At 57.4% G+C, this 16,178-nt stretch carries 11 protein-coding genes and 1 pseudogene; 9 read left to right on the top strand and 3 right to left on the bottom strand.

Annotation, left to right across the window (positions count from 1 at the left end):
- Window positions 1–244 precede the first annotated feature (244 nt).
- The 4 genes from BW686_RS12815 (at window position 245) to tadA (ending at window position 7,204) form a co-directional block, all read left to right on the top strand.
- Window positions 245–2,959, top strand: coding sequence for an AAA domain-containing protein (locus BW686_RS12815; RefSeq protein ID WP_179149260.1), 2,715 nt, complete (start codon window positions 245–247; stop codon window positions 2,957–2,959).
- Between the two features lie 208 nt (window positions 2,960–3,167).
- Window positions 3,168–5,150 carry a tetratricopeptide repeat protein gene (locus BW686_RS12810; RefSeq protein WP_084917194.1) on the top strand — a complete coding sequence of 661 codons (1,983 nt, stop codon included), beginning with the start codon at window positions 3,168–3,170 and terminating at the stop codon, window positions 5,148–5,150.
- Between the two features lie 174 nt (window positions 5,151–5,324).
- Entirely contained in the window at window positions 5,325–6,698 is a 1,374-nt protein-coding gene (locus tag BW686_RS12805) for a multicopper oxidase family protein (protein WP_084917192.1), read from the top strand.
- Window positions 6,698–7,204, top strand: coding sequence for a tRNA adenosine(34) deaminase TadA (gene tadA, locus BW686_RS12800; protein WP_084917190.1), 507 nt, complete (start codon window positions 6,698–6,700; stop codon window positions 7,202–7,204). Before BW686_RS12805 ends, tadA begins: the two co-directional genes overlap by 1 nt.
- Here the strand turns inward: tadA and mltF are convergent.
- Window positions 7,201–8,691, bottom strand: a complete 1,491-nt coding sequence (gene mltF / locus BW686_RS12795; RefSeq protein ID WP_084917188.1) for a membrane-bound lytic murein transglycosylase MltF — start codon at window positions 8,689–8,691, stop codon at window positions 7,201–7,203. The genes tadA and mltF overlap by 4 nt on opposite strands.
- Window positions 8,692–8,904: 213 nt before the next feature.
- On the opposite strand from mltF, the gene purL reads away from it, so the two are divergent.
- The gene (gene purL / locus BW686_RS12790) at window positions 8,905–12,801 is read left to right on the top strand and encodes a phosphoribosylformylglycinamidine synthase (protein ID WP_084917186.1); all 3,897 of its coding nucleotides are present in this window, start codon (window positions 8,905–8,907) and stop codon (window positions 12,799–12,801) included.
- A 5-nt stretch (window positions 12,802–12,806) separates the two neighbouring features.
- On the top strand, window positions 12,807–13,118 hold the full coding sequence (locus BW686_RS12785) for a Nif3-like dinuclear metal center hexameric protein (protein WP_084917184.1): 312 nt from the start codon (window positions 12,807–12,809) through the stop codon (window positions 13,116–13,118).
- 160 nt (window positions 13,119–13,278) lie between these two features.
- On the opposite strand, the pseudogene BW686_RS12780 reads toward BW686_RS12785, so the two are convergent.
- Both BW686_RS12780 and BW686_RS12775 read right to left on the bottom strand, forming a co-directional pair.
- A pseudogene (locus tag BW686_RS12780) lies at window positions 13,279–13,698 on the bottom strand (L,D-transpeptidase family protein); the annotation flags it as partial.
- A gap of 221 nt (window positions 13,699–13,919) precedes the next feature.
- The gene (locus tag BW686_RS12775) at window positions 13,920–14,471 is read right to left on the bottom strand and encodes an NUDIX hydrolase (protein ID WP_084917179.1); all 552 of its coding nucleotides are present in this window, start codon (window positions 14,469–14,471) and stop codon (window positions 13,920–13,922) included.
- Window positions 14,472–14,621: 150 nt separating this feature from the next.
- Here BW686_RS12775 and BW686_RS12770 point away from each other — a divergent pair, with 150 nt between their 5' ends.
- The 3 genes from BW686_RS12770 (at window position 14,622) to BW686_RS12760 (ending at window position 16,012) form a co-directional block, all read left to right on the top strand.
- Window positions 14,622–15,218, top strand: a complete 597-nt coding sequence (locus tag BW686_RS12770) for a CoA pyrophosphatase (RefSeq protein WP_084917176.1) — start codon at window positions 14,622–14,624, stop codon at window positions 15,216–15,218.
- A gap of 63 nt (window positions 15,219–15,281) precedes the next feature.
- The gene (locus BW686_RS12765) at window positions 15,282–15,806 is read left to right on the top strand and encodes a gamma carbonic anhydrase family protein (protein WP_084917173.1); all 525 of its coding nucleotides are present in this window, start codon (window positions 15,282–15,284) and stop codon (window positions 15,804–15,806) included.
- Entirely contained in the window at window positions 15,806–16,012 is a 207-nt protein-coding gene (locus tag BW686_RS12760) for a DUF1289 domain-containing protein (RefSeq protein ID WP_084917170.1), read from the top strand. Before BW686_RS12765 ends, BW686_RS12760 begins: the two co-directional genes overlap by 1 nt.
- The last annotated feature ends 166 nt before the right edge of the window (window positions 16,013–16,178 follow it).

Below are 16,178 nucleotides of genomic sequence, written 5' to 3'. Positions count from 1 at the left end.
TCGACTGTCCGCGCGTTAAAGTGGCTTGGATATTTCGTGGATCACTGATTTGGCATAACCTCATTCAAAAGTACTTTTTTGCATTAGAAAGAGTCGCTCATAAAATGGTCAATTTGCCGTATCATTCCACGCTGGCCTCAACCAATGACAAATGCGAACATGGCCCCCACGCACCGAATCACACGGTTCGGATTTTTAAGGCACGGATGCACACAGGCCTTCATCAAGCCTGTTTAAGGGATTTATGGTTTCTATCTATGTGTGCGGCGAGGACACGCCCCGGCGGGTCAGCGACTGGGTGATAAAAAAGAATGACCAAAACGAATTCACGCTGACGTGCCATTACGCCTCTCAACCGTCTGACGCCAGCCTGCTTGAAGACTGCACGATTGTGCCTACCCGCGAACTAAAGGACATGCTTCTTCTGAAGAAAGGAAGCGCTGTGCTCAGTCCCGTCGAGAAGGTGGAGGTCTATGGCGAAAAATACGCGCTCGTTCAGTATCCAAAAAGCCTAAAAAAATACTTGTTCAGGATGGACAAGATCGAGCTCGTTTCTCCAACGACGATCACCAATGAGCCTGCATTCAACTATTTCCGTTCGGTGGCCGACGCTCGGGTCAGCAATGCGCCCGATGAAGACAAAAAGGGCATTGCCAAAAATGTTGCGCGTCAGATGGCGACCCTTTCGTTGTCTCCGGCCACGGCGCTGCATGCCTACTGCAAAAAACAGCAGGGACGGCTGGAGTCGCCGGGGAAATTTATCTTTCCGTTCGGGCTTAACGAAAGTCAGCTCACGGCGGTGGAGCAGGCTTTCAGTTCGCAAATAAGCGTTATCGAAGGGCCTCCCGGGACGGGCAAGACACAAACTATCTTGAACATCATTGCCAATATCCTCTTGCAGGGGAAAACCGTGGCAGTGGTGTCCAACAACAATCCCGCAGTCGATAATGTCTATGAAAAGCTGGGCAAGTGCGGGCTGGACTATCTTGTTGCCAGGTTGGGTAGCCAGAAAAACCAGAATGCTTTCTTTGCCGACTTGCCTTCCCGGCCTGTAGCAGACCCTGAGCCTGCGCCTTCCATCGAAAATATCCAGAGCGTTCTGCAGCAACTCAAACGCTATCTGGGCGCCCAAAATGCAGTGGCTCAGTTGCAAATCGAAATTAACGAACTGGACATAGAACGGCGCTACCTCCTTGAATGGCAACAGGACAACGGAGTAGTGCCTGTTCAAGACAGGTACATGTTGTCGCCACGCAAGACGACGGACTTAATGGCCTACCTGCCGCGGATTCCTGGTGATCGGATCAGGCTCAAGGACCGGATCGAGTTGCTGTTCAATTTCAGAATAGTGCGCACCCGGCCGTTGAAAGACCGGGAGAAGCGCATGTCGGCCTTTTATAACTTGCAGCTTCATTATTACGACGCCGTTCTGCAGAAGAAAAGGTCGGAACTGGCTGTCCATAAGGAAACCTTGCGGGTCGGTCATTTCAAGGCACTGCTGGAAGAGCTGACATCCTCTTCGATGCACCACCTGAAACGCCACTTGCAGCGTCACCTTTCTGATGATGATACCTTCGATACCGATTACAAAAATCGGCTCGATGCATTTCTGAAGCGCTTCCCGGTCATCGGCAGCAGTACGCATTCGATCGTCAATTCCCTGGGGGGCAAGGCGGTGCTGGACTATGTCATCATCGATGAGGCCTCGCAGCAGGACATCGTTCCCGGTGTGCTGGCGCTGAGTTGCGCGAAGAACCTTATTATCGTGGGTGATCGAAAGCAGCTTGCCCATATTCCGGAAAAACTGGGCCTGGATGCGCCTGCGCCCTGGTATGACTGCGAGAAGTACAGCTTGCTGGATTCGTGCATCAGTGTATTCGGAGATTCAATCCCGATGACATTGCTCAAAGAGCATTACCGATGCCATCCGCGGATCATTCAGTTCTGCAATCAACAGTTCTATGACAATCAGCTGGTTCCGATGACGCAGGACAGCGGCGAGCAGGCACTGACGCTGTTGGTGACCGCCAAGGGAAATCATACGCGCAACAATTCCAACCTGAGAGAGCTGGACTCACTATTGGCGGTGCTTGAGGCCAATGGAGAAAGCCTCTGGGAGGGCGAGGATGGCAGAGGGTTCATTGCGCCGTTCAAGAATCAGGCGGTACTGTCCAGTTCGTGTTTGCCGACAGATTTCGTTAAAGACACCGTGCATAAGTTTCAGGGCCGAGAGTGCGACGAAATCGTTTTTTCTACCGTTCTGGACAAACACAAAAGCCCGAAACGGCTGAGCTTTGTAGACGATGCGCGCATGGTCAATGTGGCCGTTTCGAGGGCCAAGAGCAGGTTCACGCTGGTCACGGGCGACAACGTCTTCAAAACGAGCAATGGGCACATCGCTGCACTTATCCGCTACATGGAGTATTACGCAGACGACGGGCAAATTCATCGTGCGCCGGTTATCTCCGCGTTCGATCTGCTCTACAAAGAGTTCGACCAATCACTGGAGCGTCTGGACCAGAGGCTCGACCCTGAAGACATCTCAGTCAAGTCCGAACGGATTGTGGCGCAGATACTTCGTGAGGCGCTGGATCAGGAAACCCATCAAGGCATCATGTTTCATCGCGAGGTCCTGCTCAAACAACTTGTGTCTGTAGCCCGTGCCGACTTCACGGCGCGAGAGCTGGAGTTCATGAACAACGCGGCCAGCTGTGATTTTGTACTCTATTTCAAGGTGGGGAAAAGTCCGCTGGGCGTCATTGAAGTTGACGGCGGCTACCACGATGATCCGATACAAGCCGAGAGAGACGCTGTGAAAAACAGCATTTTGAGCAAATGCGGCATCCCCTTGCTTCGGCTGAGAACCGTTGAGAGCTACATAGAGCAAAGGGTCGTGGCGTTCCTGGCTCAGTGGACGCCTGCCGCTGCGGATGAAGGTCGTAGAGACGCGTCGGGTTGAAGATCGCCCCTGGCGTCAAACAGGCAATTGATTTCAGATTCCTGCCTCGGTCACGCGGGGTCGATACAAGCTATTGTAGGCATCCGGCCTTGCGGCGGCAGCTGGCATAGTCGGGTACTACCGCTTTTAAGAGAACTGTGAAACTGCTGACAGACCTCACTCTCAGGGTTGCCGGCGCCATTTAACCTGACACCTTGGCGACTCATTTATGTTCAAACGCATTCTGTCTGCTCTCAGCGGTAAAAAAACTCAAGCTCCCGCAGATACATCCGCTCGGCATTCTGATGCCACGTCGTCTAAGTCCCATGAGGGCGAGTTGATCACCGTCTATGACAGCCACGGACGTGAGTTGAAGATTGCCCGGAGTGAGTGGCGCGACACAGTATTCCTGCCCAATCTGAAGCAGCAGTGGAGCAGCCCCGACGAGCTTTACAACCTGATTGCGTCGGGTCTGAATGATGGTTTTGCGGCTGATTTGATTCCTGCAGCCGAACGACTGATAGAGATCGACGATAACCCTGAGCGTAGTTACGTTGCCCACGGCATTGTGCTGATGCATAACGGCCAGCTCGATGCTGCTGAAACTGCCTTGCGCACCGGAATGGCGAAAGTAGGTGTGTCCGGGATTCTGCTGACCAACCTGGCCAAAGTGTTCGCCGAACGTGGTGATCAATCAGCCGCAGAGTCAACGCTCTGGCAGGCGGTCGAAGCCGATCCGAATCAAGAGAATGGCGTGATGTGGTGGCTGAGCATTCAGCAAGAGCGAAGTGGCGAGGCGGGCTACCTCACTGCACTCCGCACTGTCATGGCATTGCCTGGTAGCTGGCGTTCGCAATTGTGGATGGCACGTCATTATCTGCAGCATCAGAACGTTGAACAGGCGCGCGTGCTGTATGAGGAGGTGTTGGCGGGAGGTCAGTTCGACCGCAGCGCGCTGCAAATGATCTCGGGTGATTTGGGTAACAATGGCCACATCCCACTGATCGTTGAGCTTGTAGGGCCTGCTTACGACGAGCACAAACATGATTCGACGGCAGGTCTCAATCTGTTGCGTGCCTATCAGGAGCTTGGCAGGGTGGATGAAGGCGAGGCATTGCTGAGTCGCCTGTACGCACTCGGCTTTGCACCGATCAAAGGTCACCTTGACCAATTTGCGCACGCGTTTGATGAAATGCGCAGGCAGGAAGACAAAGGCATTCCGATTGATCCTGACACTATGACGATCAATACAATGGCACTGACCAAGCCTGTCTGGCACTACGGTTTGCGCAATCCCGACTGGTTTTTTACGCAGAAGCCGGAAGGGGCTCCAGAAGTGGGTTTCTTTGCTTTTTCAAAAATCATGGAAACGCAAGAATCAGCTGAATCGCAGCGAGAAGATGACGTGGGACGCTTCACGCGTGCCATTCCTCTTTATCTGGCTGAGTCGATACATTACTGGAATGACTACGCAGCCACTTGCTATGTTCAGGTGATTGAGGGCGGCGGGCCTGTGCTATCGGGATGTGAGGCCGACGGCAATGCGCTGTTCGATATAGTGCCCCCCGTCATGAAGTATTTCGTTACCGGTGAGCTGGGTTGTTCCGGTGAAGGCGAGGCGGCCCTGTGGCGGATTTCAATGAGCCTCTGGAATTGCACCACCCGTACAAAGCAAAACACCGAAAGCGGCAGTGCAGTCAAGGCTGAACTGGGTGCTCTGGTGCTCGACACCCAACAGCGCTTGCTTGCCGGAATCGGACTTAAGCGTGAGCAACCACTGGACGTGTTTTACCGGCAGCCCGAAGCTGAGGTGTTGCCGGTTTATCTGGCCCAGTTGGGCCAGTCCTTTATGCTGACGTTGCTCGCGAATGACCATATGCCCAAATCGCCAATGTGGGGTGAGCGTGCCATGCTCGAATGGCCGCTGAATATGGCGCTCCAGTGGCCTGAGCTAGAAACAGCAAAGCTGATGTACATCTCGGGATTGGGAAAAGCGCTTGATTACAAGTCGGACATATTGGCCGAGCACAAACAACGCAGCCTGCAATTATTAAGCGAACTGGAACAGGTGAACAGCCCGGCATGGCGCTTTGCACCGTTGATATGGAAAGCGTTCAACATGCAGCCCGAGTTGGAGCGCTACAGTGCGACTCTGCCGCCCGATACCAGCCCTGCTTATATCGCATGGCTTGAACGAGTCAGTCAGGCATAACGGTCTCATCACTCAAAAAGCCGGAGCGGGCATTGCTGCCCTTCCGGCTTTTTCACGACTCGACTTCAGTCCGCACCGTCTACCCTTATCTTTCCTCAAATGCAGGTGTATCGTACTCGCCCCTCGCATCTGCTCTCAGGTGCCCTAGCTTTCGTATCAGAGGTCCCGCCGTTCATGTCCTTCACACGTCGTCAGATCCTTACAGGCATCGCCGGTCTTGCCGTAGTCGGCCTTGGCGCAGGCGGGGCTTCGCGTTACTGGATGGGGCGTCGCGAGTCGGAGGCGGGGTCGGACTTTGTGTTGATCGCTGCACCGCTGGATATAGAGCTGGTCTCTGGCCACAAGACGCCTGCCTGGGCGTTTGGCGGTTCTGCGCCGGGCACTGAGTTGCGGGTGCGGCAGGGTGAGTGGCTGCGGTTGCGCTTCATCAATCAGTTACCGGTCGAGACGACCATTCACTGGCATGGCATCCGCTTGCCGCTGGAGATGGACGGCGTGCCGTACGTGTCGCAGTTGCCGGTCAAACCGGGAGAGTATTTCGATTATAAATTCCGTGTGCCGGATGCTGGCAGCTACTGGTATCACCCGCACGTCAGCAGCAGCGAAGAGCTGGGGCGCGGGCTGGTCGGGCCGTTGATTGTCGAAGAACGTGAGTCGACCGGTTTTGCCCATGAGCGCACGGTCAGCCTGAAAAGCTGGCATGTGGACGAAGAGGGCGCGTTCACCGAGTTCAGTGTGCTGCGTGAGGCGGCGCGCGAAGGTACGGCGGGGCGGCTTTCGACGCTGAACGGCGTTCCTCAGGCCGTCATTGAATTGCCAGCCGGGCAGATCACTCGCGTGCGGCTGCTCAATCTGGACAATACCGTGACCTACCGGCTCAACCTGCCGGACGCCGAAGCGCAGATTTATGCGCTGGATGGCAACCCGGTCACGCCGCGTCCGTTTGGTGATGAATACTGGCTCGGGCCAGGCATGCGCCTCTGTCTGGCGATCAAGGCACCGCCTGCGGGCGAGGAAATTTCATTGCGCAACGGCCCGGTGCGTCTGGGGACGTTCCGGTCAGTCGCCAATAACGACGCGCCCGGCCAGTGGCCGCCTGAGCTGCCGGCCAATCCGGTGGCCGAACCTGATCTGGAGAACGCCGAGAAGATCAATTTCAATGTCGAGTGGGTCGGCTCCATGTCAGTCAACACGGGCAATGGCAAGCCGCCCAGCCTGTGGCAGATCAACGGTGAAGCCTGGGACATTACCGACAAAACCTGTGCTGATCGCCCCATCGCCAAACTGAAGCTCGGCAATAGCTACATTTTCGAGCTGAAGAACATGACCCAGTACCAGCATCCGATTCATCTGCACGGCATGAGTTTCAAGGTGATTGCGTCCAATCGGCGCAAGATCATTCCGTACTTCACCGACACCTTTCTACTGGGGCGTAACGAACGGGCGCGGGTTGCACTGGTTGCCGATAATCCCGGCGTCTGGATGTTTCACTGCCACGTCATCGATCACATGGAAACCGGCCTGATGGCCGCCATCGAGGTGGCGTGATGAGGCAGCCGCAGATCATTGATCGCAGCAATGACCAATATTTCATGCGTGAGGCGCTGGCACTGGCCGCGCAGGGTGCGTTGCTGGGCGAAGTTCCGGTCGGCGCGGTGGTGGTTCAGAACGGTGAGATCATCGGCCGTGGTTACAATTGCCCGATCAGCGGCAGCGACCCCAGCGCCCATGCCGAGATGGTCGCGATTCGTGATGCGGCAAAGGCGCTGGACAATTACCGGCTGCCAGGCAGCACGCTCTACGTGACGCTGGAACCGTGCAGCATGTGCGCCGGTTTGATCGTGCATTCACGTGTGGCGCGTGTGGTCTACGGCGCACTTGAGCCAAAGGCAGGCATCGTTCAAAGCCAGGGGCAGTTTTTCAGCCAGGGCTTTCTCAATCATCGTGTCTTGTTTGAAGGCGGTGTGCTGGGCGAGGAGTGCGGGGCAATGCTGAGCGAGTTTTTCAGAATGCGCCGGGCGGCCAAGGAGGCAGGGAAAGGTCCGGTCAGCTAGAGCGCCGGCTTTTCGTCGTTGCTGGCAGGCGCCGGGCCGGGCGGCGTGGCGGGTTGTGTCTTGTCGACGCCGGGCACGTGCAGATTGCCATCGGCCACCTGGCTGCCTTCAAGCTGCGGCTGCGTGACCCAGGTCAGAATGTCGTAATAGCGACGAATGTTTGCAACGAAATGCACCGGCTCGCCGCCCCGTGCATAGCCGTATCGGGTTTTGCTGTACCACTTCTTCTGTGCCAGACGCGGCAGCATTTTTTTAACGTCGAGCCATTTATCAGGATTCAGCCCCTCGTTCTGGGCCAATTTGCGTGCATCTTCGAGGTGACCGCTGCCAATGTTGTAGGAAGCGAGAGCCAGCCATGTGCGATCCGGCTCTTTAATCGAGTCGTCCAGTTGATCCTTCACGTAGGCAAAATACTTTGCTCCACCTTGAATGCTCTGTCGCGCATCAAGACGGTTGGTCACGCCCATGGCTTGAGCCGTGTTCTGAGTCAGCATCATCAAGCCGCGCACACCGGTTTTTGATGTCACCGTGGGTTGCCACATCGATTCCTGATAACCGATAGCGGCCAGCAGCCTCCAGTCGACCTGTTCTTTCTTGGCGGATATCTGGAAGTGCTTCTCGTACTTGGGCAGACGTTCTTGCAAGTGCTGGGCGAAGGTGTAAGCGCCAACGTAGCCAAGTACATCAACATGACCGTAGTAGCGGTCCTTCAGGCGCTGCAGCGTGCCGTTCTTTTCGACCTTGTCGAGGTAGGCGTTGATTTCGTTGAGCAGGCTGTTGTCTTCACCCGGCGCCACCACCCAGCGCTGCTGGCGGGCCTCGCCCAGGTCGAAAGCGACCCGCACGTTGGGGAAATACACCTGATTCATCGCCAGTTCATTGGAGTCGACTAGCGTCAGGTCAATCTGGCCTTCATCCACCATGCGCAGGAGATCGACGACCTCGACCGCGTCCGACTCTTCATATTCAAGGGCGGGATTTTTTTCCTTGAGCGCCGCAAGCTGTTCTGCGTGGGCGCTGCCTTTAAGCACCACGATGCGCTTGCCCACCAGATCGCCGGGGTCAGTCGGGCGCGACTGGCCGTTGCGATACACAACCTGCGGGGTCACTTCCAGGTACGAATGCGAGAAACGCGCCTGCTGTTTGCGCTTTGGCGTGTCAATCAGGCCTGCTGCGCCGAGCACCGGACCGCCAGGTTTGTTCATCTGATCGAACAGATCGTCCAGATTGTCTGCCGTTTCGATCTTCAGTTCGACGCCCAGATCCTCGGCAAAACGCTTGACCAGCTCGTATTCGAAGCCCGTTTCACCGTTGCGATCCTGGAAATAAGTCGCCGGGCTGTTACGGGTAATCACGCGCAGAACACCGTCCTCCTTGACTCGTTCCAGTGTGGTGGGTTTCTCCACGCAGGCGCCGAGCATCAGGAAGAGTCCGGTTGCGATGAGCCACTTGGCGCAACGTGGGCGGAAATCTGGTCTGAAGAACATCGGTGCAGTATACGCAAAGCGCACCGGGCGCCATATCTCGACAGTGACGCTTGCGTCTGATAGGCGAAGGCAATTTGCAGGTATTTACCGTCTTTTTTTGGGTGCAGCGACATTTGGGCGCACGGAGTGCTGCCGTTTTGGGTGATCAAAGGCCCGGTTTAGGCTAGAATATCCGGCCTCAAAGCACACCCCCTTCTCGAGGCTGTCCCGAAGATGTTGATCCTGCGCGGTGCTCCTGCCCTTTCTGCTTTCCGCCACAGCAAATTACTAGAACAACTGAAACAAAAAGTTTCAGCTGTCAGTGGCTTGTACGCCGAATTCGCTCACTTCGCTGACGTCACCGACGTTCTGACCCGCGAAGAACAGCAGGTTCTCGACCGTCTCCTGAAATACGGCCCAAGCGTGCCTGTTCAGGAACCGAGCGGCCGTCTGTTTCTGGTGTTGCCGCGTTTTGGCACTATTTCTCCCTGGTCGAGCAAGGCCAGCGACATCGCTCGCAATTGCGGCCTGAGCAAAATCCAGCGCATCGAGCGCGGGATTGCCTTCTATGTAGAAGGTCAGTTCAGCGAAGCCGACGCTCAGGCCATCGCCGACAGTCTGCACGACCGCATGACGCAGTTGGTCTTGGGCGATCACGATCAGGCTGCGGGTCTGTTCAGCCACGCTCAGCCAAAGCCGCTGACCGCCGTGGATATTCTGGGCGGCGGTCGTGCCGCACTGGAAAAGGCCAACGTCGAGCTGGGCCTGGCCCTCGCGGAAGATGAAATCGATTACCTGATCACCAGCTTCAATGGCCTGGGGCGCAACCCTCACGACATCGAACTGATGATGTTTGCCCAGGCGAACTCCGAGCATTGCCGTCACAAGATTTTCAACGCCAGTTGGGACATCGACGGTCAGAGCCAGGAAAAAAGCCTGTTCGGCATGATCAAGAACACCTACCAGATGCACAGCGAAGGCGTACTGTCCGCTTACAAGGACAACGCGTCGGTGATCGTCGGCAACGTCGCCGGTCGCTTTTTCCCGGACCCTGAAACCCGTCAGTACGGCGCGGTGCAGGAGCCGGTGCATATTCTGATGAAGGTCGAGACCCATAACCACCCGACAGCCATCGCCCCGTTTCCGGGCGCAGCGACCGGCTCCGGCGGTGAGATTCGCGACGAAGGTGCAACCGGTCGCGGCGCCAAGCCCAAAGCTGGCCTGACCGGTTTTACCGTGTCCAACCTGCAGATCCCCGGTTTCGTGCAGCCTTGGGAAGTGCCGTACGGCAAGCCCGAGCGTATCGTGACCGCGCTGGACATCATGATCGAAGGCCCGCTGGGTGGCGCGGCGTTCAACAATGAGTTCGGCCGTCCTGCCCTGACGGGTTATTTCCGTACCTTCGAGCAGTCCATCACGACGCCGCATGGCGATGAAGTTCGTGGTTACCACAAGCCGATCATGCTGGCGGGTGGTATGGGCAATATCCGCGAAGATCACGTTCAGAAGGGCGAGATTACCGTCGGTTCCAAGCTGATCGTGCTGGGTGGTCCGGCCATGCTCATCGGCCTGGGCGGCGGTGCGGCCTCCTCGATGGCAACGGGGACCAGCTCTGCAGACCTCGATTTTGCTTCCGTTCAGCGTGAAAACCCTGAGATGGAGCGTCGTTGCCAGGAAGTGATCGATCGCTGCTGGCAGTTGGGCGACCGTAACCCGATCAGCTTTATCCATGATGTCGGTGCCGGGGGTTTGTCAAACGCCTTCCCTGAACTGGTCAATGACGGTGATCGCGGCGGTCGTTTCGAATTGCGTAACGTACCCAACGACGAGCCGGGCATGGCCCCGCTGGAAATCTGGAGCAACGAGTCCCAGGAACGTTATGTGCTCGCGGTCGGCGTTGAAGACTTCGAGCGTTTCAAGGCCATCTGTGAGCGCGAGCGCTGCCCGTTTGCCGTGGTCGGCGAAGCCACTGCCGAGCCGCAACTGACCGTGACCGACAGTCATTTCGGCAACAGCCCGGTGGACATGCCGCTGGAAGTGCTGCTCGGCAAGGCACCGCGCATGCACCGTTCGGTCGAGCGTGAAGCCGAGATTGGCGATGATTTCGACCCGAGCACGCTGGATATCGAAGAAAGTGTGCAGCGCGTGCTGCGTCACCCGGCCGTCGCCAGCAAAAGCTTCCTGATCACCATTGGCGACCGCAGCATCACCGGTCTGGTAGCCCGCGATCAGATGGTCGGCCCGTGGCAAGTGCCGGTGGCTGACTGCGCCGTCACTGCGACCAGCTTCGACGTTAACACTGGCGAAGCCATGGCAATGGGCGAGCGCACACCGCTGGCACTGCTCGACGCCCCGGCTTCCGGTCGTATGGCCATCGGCGAGACGCTGACCAATATCGCGGCTTCGCGCATTGAAAAGCTGTCCGACATCAAGCTGTCGGCAAACTGGATGTCGGCTGCCGGACACCCTGGCGAAGACGCGCGTCTGTATGACACCGTGAAAGCGGTCGGTATGGAGCTTTGCCCGGAACTGGGGATCACCATTCCAGTGGGCAAGGACTCGATGTCCATGAAAACCCGCTGGAGCGACGAAGGCACCGAGAAGAGCGTGACCTCGCCGCTGTCGTTGATCGTGACCGGCTTTGCGCCCGTGGTCGATATCCGCAAGACCCTGACGCCTGAGCTGCGCATGGACAAAGGCATCACCGACCTGATCCTGATCGACCTGGGTCGTGGCCAGAACCGCATGGGCGCCTCCATCCTTGCCCAGACGCATGGCAAGCTGGGTCGCGTTGCTCCCGACGTCGATGACGGTGAAGATCTGAAAGCGTTCTTCACCGTGATTCAGGGGCTGAACGCCGATGGCCATATTCTTTCCTATCACGACCGTTCTGACGGTGGTTTGCTGGTCAGCACACTGGAAATGGCGTTTGCCGGCCACTGCGGTCTGAACCTGCACCTCGACGGTCTGGCCGATAACGTTTCAGAGCTGGGCGCTATCCTGTTCAACGAAGAACTGGGTGCGGTCATCCAGGTGCGTCAGGACGCCACGCCGCTGGTGCTGACCCAGTTCAGCGCAGCGGGTCTGGCAGATTGCGTAGCGGTGATCGGGCAGCCGATCAATAACGACGAAGTGTCGATCAGCTTCCACGGCGAGCCAGTGTTCAGCGGTCAGCGCCGTCTGTTGCAGCGTCAGTGGGCCGAGACCAGCTACCAGATCCAGCGCCTGCGTGACAACGCCGAGTGTGCCGATCAGGAATTCGACGCGCTGCTGGAAGAAGACAATCCGGGCTTGACCGTCAAGCTGGGCTTCGACGTCAACGAAGATATCGCTGCGCCGTATATCAAGACCGGTGTTCGTCCTCAAGTGGCCGTTCTGCGCGAGCAGGGTGTCAACGGGCAGGTCGAGATGGCCGCAGCCTTTGACCGCGCCGGCTTCAACGCTATCGACGTACACATGAGTGACATCCTGGCGGGTCGTGTCGATCTGAACGACTTCAAGGGCATGGTTGCCTGCGGCGGCTTCTCTTACGGCGACGTACTGGGTGCCGGTGAAGGCTGGGCCAAGTCGGCCTTGTTCAACAGCCGCGCACGCGATGCGTTCCAGGGCTTCTTCGAGCGCTCCGACAGCTTTACGCTGGGCGTGTGCAACGGCTGCCAGATGCTCTCCAATCTGCATGAGTTGATTCCGGGCAGCGAGTTCTGGCCGCACTTCGTGCGTAACCGTTCCGAGCAGTTCGAAGCGCGTGTGGCGATGGTGCAGGTTCAGGAGTCGGCTTCTATCTTCCTGCAAGGCATGGCCGGTTCGCGTATGCCGATCGCTATCGCTCACGGTGAAGGCCATGCGGAATTCCGCAATGGCGATGCGCTGCTTGAGGCGGATATCTCCGGTACGGTGGCGCTGCGTTTCGTGGACAACCACGGCAAGGTCACTGAAACCTACCCGGCCAACCCGAACGGCTCGCCTCGCGGTATCGGCGGCATGACCACCCTTGACGGTCGCGTCACCATCATGATGCCGCACCCGGAGCGCGTGTTCCGCGCCGTGCAGAACTCGTGGCGTCCAGAGGACTGGAACGAGGACGGTGCCTGGATGCGCATGTTCCGCAACGCGCGCGCCTGGGTTAACTAAGGCGCGTGTACAAGCTCGCTTTCTTTGTTCCACCGAGTCATGTGGACGAGGTCAAGAGCGCCGTATTCGCTGCGGGTGCAGGGCGAATCGGCGCTTACGATCAATGCTCGTGGCAGGTACTCGGCCACGGCCAGTTCCGCCCGCTGAATGGCAGCCAGCCATTTATCGGGCAGAATGGCGCGGTCGAGTCGGTGGAGGAATGGAAAGTCGAGCTGGTCGTGGCTGACGAGCTGATTCAGCAGGCCGTGACGGCGCTCAAGCAGAGCCATCCCTACGAAACACCTGCTTATGAAGTGTGGCGACTGGAAGATTTCTGAAGCCTGACTCTGCGCGACATGCACGCTCGGGGTTGGACGCAGAGCGTCCAGAACTGCATTCCCACGCTGGAGCGTGAGGCATGAGAGGTGCTCGGGAGAAGGCTATGTTGGCATGCCTTTCGTGACGCTCTGCGTCACAACTTTGCGTGACGCCGCGCATTCAAGGTCGAATCTCGATCATTGTCCCGTCCTTCACCAGATCCCAGACCTCGCGCATGTCGTTGTTTTTCATCGCGATACAGCCGTTGGTCCAGTCCAGTGTGTGGAAATACCATTCCGGGTATTCCTCATCCACCGGCGTACCGTGGATCATGATCATGCTGCCTGGCTTCACGCCCTGGCTGCGCGCACGCGCGGCGTCAGAGATGTTCGGGTAGGAAATGTGCATCGATAAGTTGAAGTTGTTACTGGGCTTGCGCCAGTCGAGCCAGTAAAAACCCTCCGGTGTGCGCTGATCGCCTTCCTGAAGTTTGGTGCCCTTGGGGTTTTTACCCAAAGAGATGCGGTAGGTTTTCAAGGCCTCACCGCCGCTGATCAGTTGCAACTGACGCGCCGACTTGAGCACCAGCACCTTGTCGATTTTCTTGCTGGCAATGCTTTCGGTGTTGATGACTGTGTTATTGATGATTTTCTGTTCGCTGCCCTTGGGCACGATGGTCTGAGTAAACGCAGCCTGCGACAGCGGTACGAATGACATGCAAAAAAAGGCGAGCAACCAGCGCATTACGATTTCCCTGACGGCTTCCTTGATGGATAACGCTTGTTACCGATCATCAGGCCGATGTTGATTGCGACCCTGGCTCAGGTGTCCAGCAGCGGACGTGACGGGGGGAGGGCGCTGGTATGAACCGGGTAAGTCTGCCGACGCCGATCCGCGAAGAAGCATTCTAGAGTACGCCTGACCGTCATGAAAGCCAGGTCCGCCCAGGGAATGTCTGCTTCGTCGAATAACTGCACTTCCAAGCTCTCGATACCTGCGGCGAATGCGTCGGACGCCATTTCCGCACGATAAAAAACATGCACCTGGTTGATATGAGGAACGTCAATCAATGTGTACAGATGCAGTTCGGTCAATGTCGCGCAGGCTTCTTCGACGGTTTCCCGGCGCGCGGCCTGTTCAATGGTCTCACCGTTCTCCATGAAACCGGCCGGCAATGTCCAGAAGCCCAGGCGCGGTTCGATGGCGCGGCGGCAGAGCAGAACCTTATCACCCTGCGTCACCAGGCAACCCGCAACGATGTTCGGGTTCTGGTAATGAATGGTCTGGCACTGTTCGCAGACGTACCGCAGACGGCTGTCGCCTTCGGGAATACGCTGAATGACCGGGTTGCCGCACTGGCTGCAAAATTTCATGGTTTCAGTCGATAGTGAACGCAGTGGCTATCTTGGCCTGTCCCGCAGCGGCTCGGCAAGCCTCGGTTTGCGGAGAGTTGTCCTACAAGGGGTTGGGCGCAACGTTGCTTTGGTGCATGATGCCAGACAGGCAACAGATCGAGATTCCCCATGCTGGATGAGCTACTTCGCCGCGTCGTCAGTCATACGCCAGAGACCCTCGACACGGGTCGAGGATTTCCCGAAGCAGCTGTTTTGGTGCCTGTCACCCGCAGTGAGCAACCCGAGCTGATCCTCACCCTGCGCGCCAGCGGCCTGTCGACTCATGGCGGTGAGGTGGCTTTTCCGGGCGGCCGTCGCGATCCGGGTGATCCTGATCTGATTTTCACGGCGTTGCGTGAGGCCGAAGAAGAGATTGGCCTGCCGCCCGGACTGGTCGAAATCATCGGCCCGCTCAGCCCGCTGATCTCCAAACACGGAATCAAGGTCACGCCTTATGTGGGTGTCATCCCCGACTTTGTCGAGTACCGCCCCAACGATGGCGAGATTGCTGCAGTATTCAGCGTACCTCTGGAGTTTTTTCGGCAGGACACGCGTGAGCACACGCACCGCATCGATTACGAAGGCCGGAGCTGGTACGTGCCCAGTTACCGGTACGGCGAGTACAAGATCTGGGGGCTGACCGCGATCATGATTGTCGAGTTGGTCAATGTGCTCTACGACAGTAAAATCAGCCTGCATCATCCGCCGGAACGCTCGATCCGCTAAGTAGACAGTTTTCACGTTATCCATAACGAGCTGACCCCTAAGCGGCCAGCCTGAGGAATCTGCATGAAATTTCGCCTGGGAAATTCCCGCGTTCAGACCGACCCGCAGAGCTGGGTGGCACCCAGCGCCGTACTGATCGGCAACGTCAGGCTCGACGCGGGCGCCAGCGTCTGGTTCAACACCGTTCTTCGCGGCGATAACGAGCTGATCCACATCGGCGAAAACAGCAATGTGCAAGACGGCACGGTGATGCACACCGACATGGGCTGGCCGCTGGACATCGGCAAGGGCGTGACCATCGGGCACAACGCCATGCTGCACGGTTGCAGCGTTGACGATTACAGCCTGATCGGTATCAACGCCGTCATTCTCAATGGGGCAAAAATCGGAAAATATTGCATCATCGGCGCCAATTCGCTGATTGCAGAGGGCAAAATCATTCCTGACGGCTCGCTGGTCATGGGGTCGCCAGGCAAAGTGATACGTGAACTTACTGACGTGCAGAAGAAGATGCTGGAAGCCGGTGCCGCCCACTACGTCCAAAACGCTCAGCGCTACGCCCGCGACCTGGCCGAGCAGGAAGATTAATGAGCACCGATTCCATAGTCGAAAAGCCGGTCCGTTCTCCATGCGTCAGCATCTGCGCGCTGGATGAACAGGATATCTGCACCGGATGCCAGCGCACCGTGAGCGAGATCACCCGCTGGAGCCGCATGAGCAACGACGAGCGCCGTGTCGTGCTGAAGCTGTGCGACGAGCGCGCCAGGGCCAGCGGATCGATCTGGACGTTGTGAGCGTCACGCTGATCCGTGGGCTGTTGTAGGAGCGAACTTGTTCGCGAAGAGGGCGTGACAGTCGATGCATTTCTTGCGTCAGGATTAACGCTTTCGCGAACAAGTTCGCTCCTACAGGTTATCCGTTGGCTTTTGTGGGAGCGAACTTGTTCGCGAAGAGGGCGTG

The sequence above is a fragment of the Pseudomonas syringae genome, from assembly GCF_002157375.1.
Lineage (GTDB): Bacteria > Pseudomonadota > Gammaproteobacteria > Pseudomonadales > Pseudomonadaceae > Aquipseudomonas > Aquipseudomonas syringae_T.
This window is presented reverse-complemented; position numbering and strand designations above follow the sequence as displayed.

Excerpts from the sequence above, each read along its gene's own strand:
- BW686_RS12760 (WP_084917170.1), top strand. The coding sequence starts at position 15,806 with ATGAGCACCGATTCCATAGTCGAAAAGCCGGTCCGTTCTCCATGCGTC.
- tadA (WP_084917190.1), top strand. The coding sequence starts at position 6,698 with ATGAGGCAGCCGCAGATCATTGATCGCAGCAATGACCAATATTTCATG.
- purL (WP_084917186.1), top strand. The coding sequence starts at position 8,905 with ATGTTGATCCTGCGCGGTGCTCCTGCCCTTTCTGCTTTCCGCCACAGC.
- BW686_RS12805 (WP_084917192.1), top strand. The coding sequence starts at position 5,325 with ATGTCCTTCACACGTCGTCAGATCCTTACAGGCATCGCCGGTCTTGCC.
- BW686_RS12775 (WP_084917179.1), bottom strand. The coding sequence starts at position 14,471 with ATGAAATTTTGCAGCCAGTGCGGCAACCCGGTCATTCAGCGTATTCCC.
- BW686_RS12770 (WP_084917176.1), top strand. The coding sequence starts at position 14,622 with ATGCTGGATGAGCTACTTCGCCGCGTCGTCAGTCATACGCCAGAGACC.
- BW686_RS12815 (WP_179149260.1), top strand. The coding sequence starts at position 245 with ATGGTTTCTATCTATGTGTGCGGCGAGGACACGCCCCGGCGGGTCAGC.
- BW686_RS12765 (WP_084917173.1), top strand. The coding sequence starts at position 15,282 with ATGAAATTTCGCCTGGGAAATTCCCGCGTTCAGACCGACCCGCAGAGC.
- mltF (WP_084917188.1), bottom strand. The coding sequence starts at position 8,691 with ATGTTCTTCAGACCAGATTTCCGCCCACGTTGCGCCAAGTGGCTCATC.
- BW686_RS12810 (WP_084917194.1), top strand. The coding sequence starts at position 3,168 with ATGTTCAAACGCATTCTGTCTGCTCTCAGCGGTAAAAAAACTCAAGCT.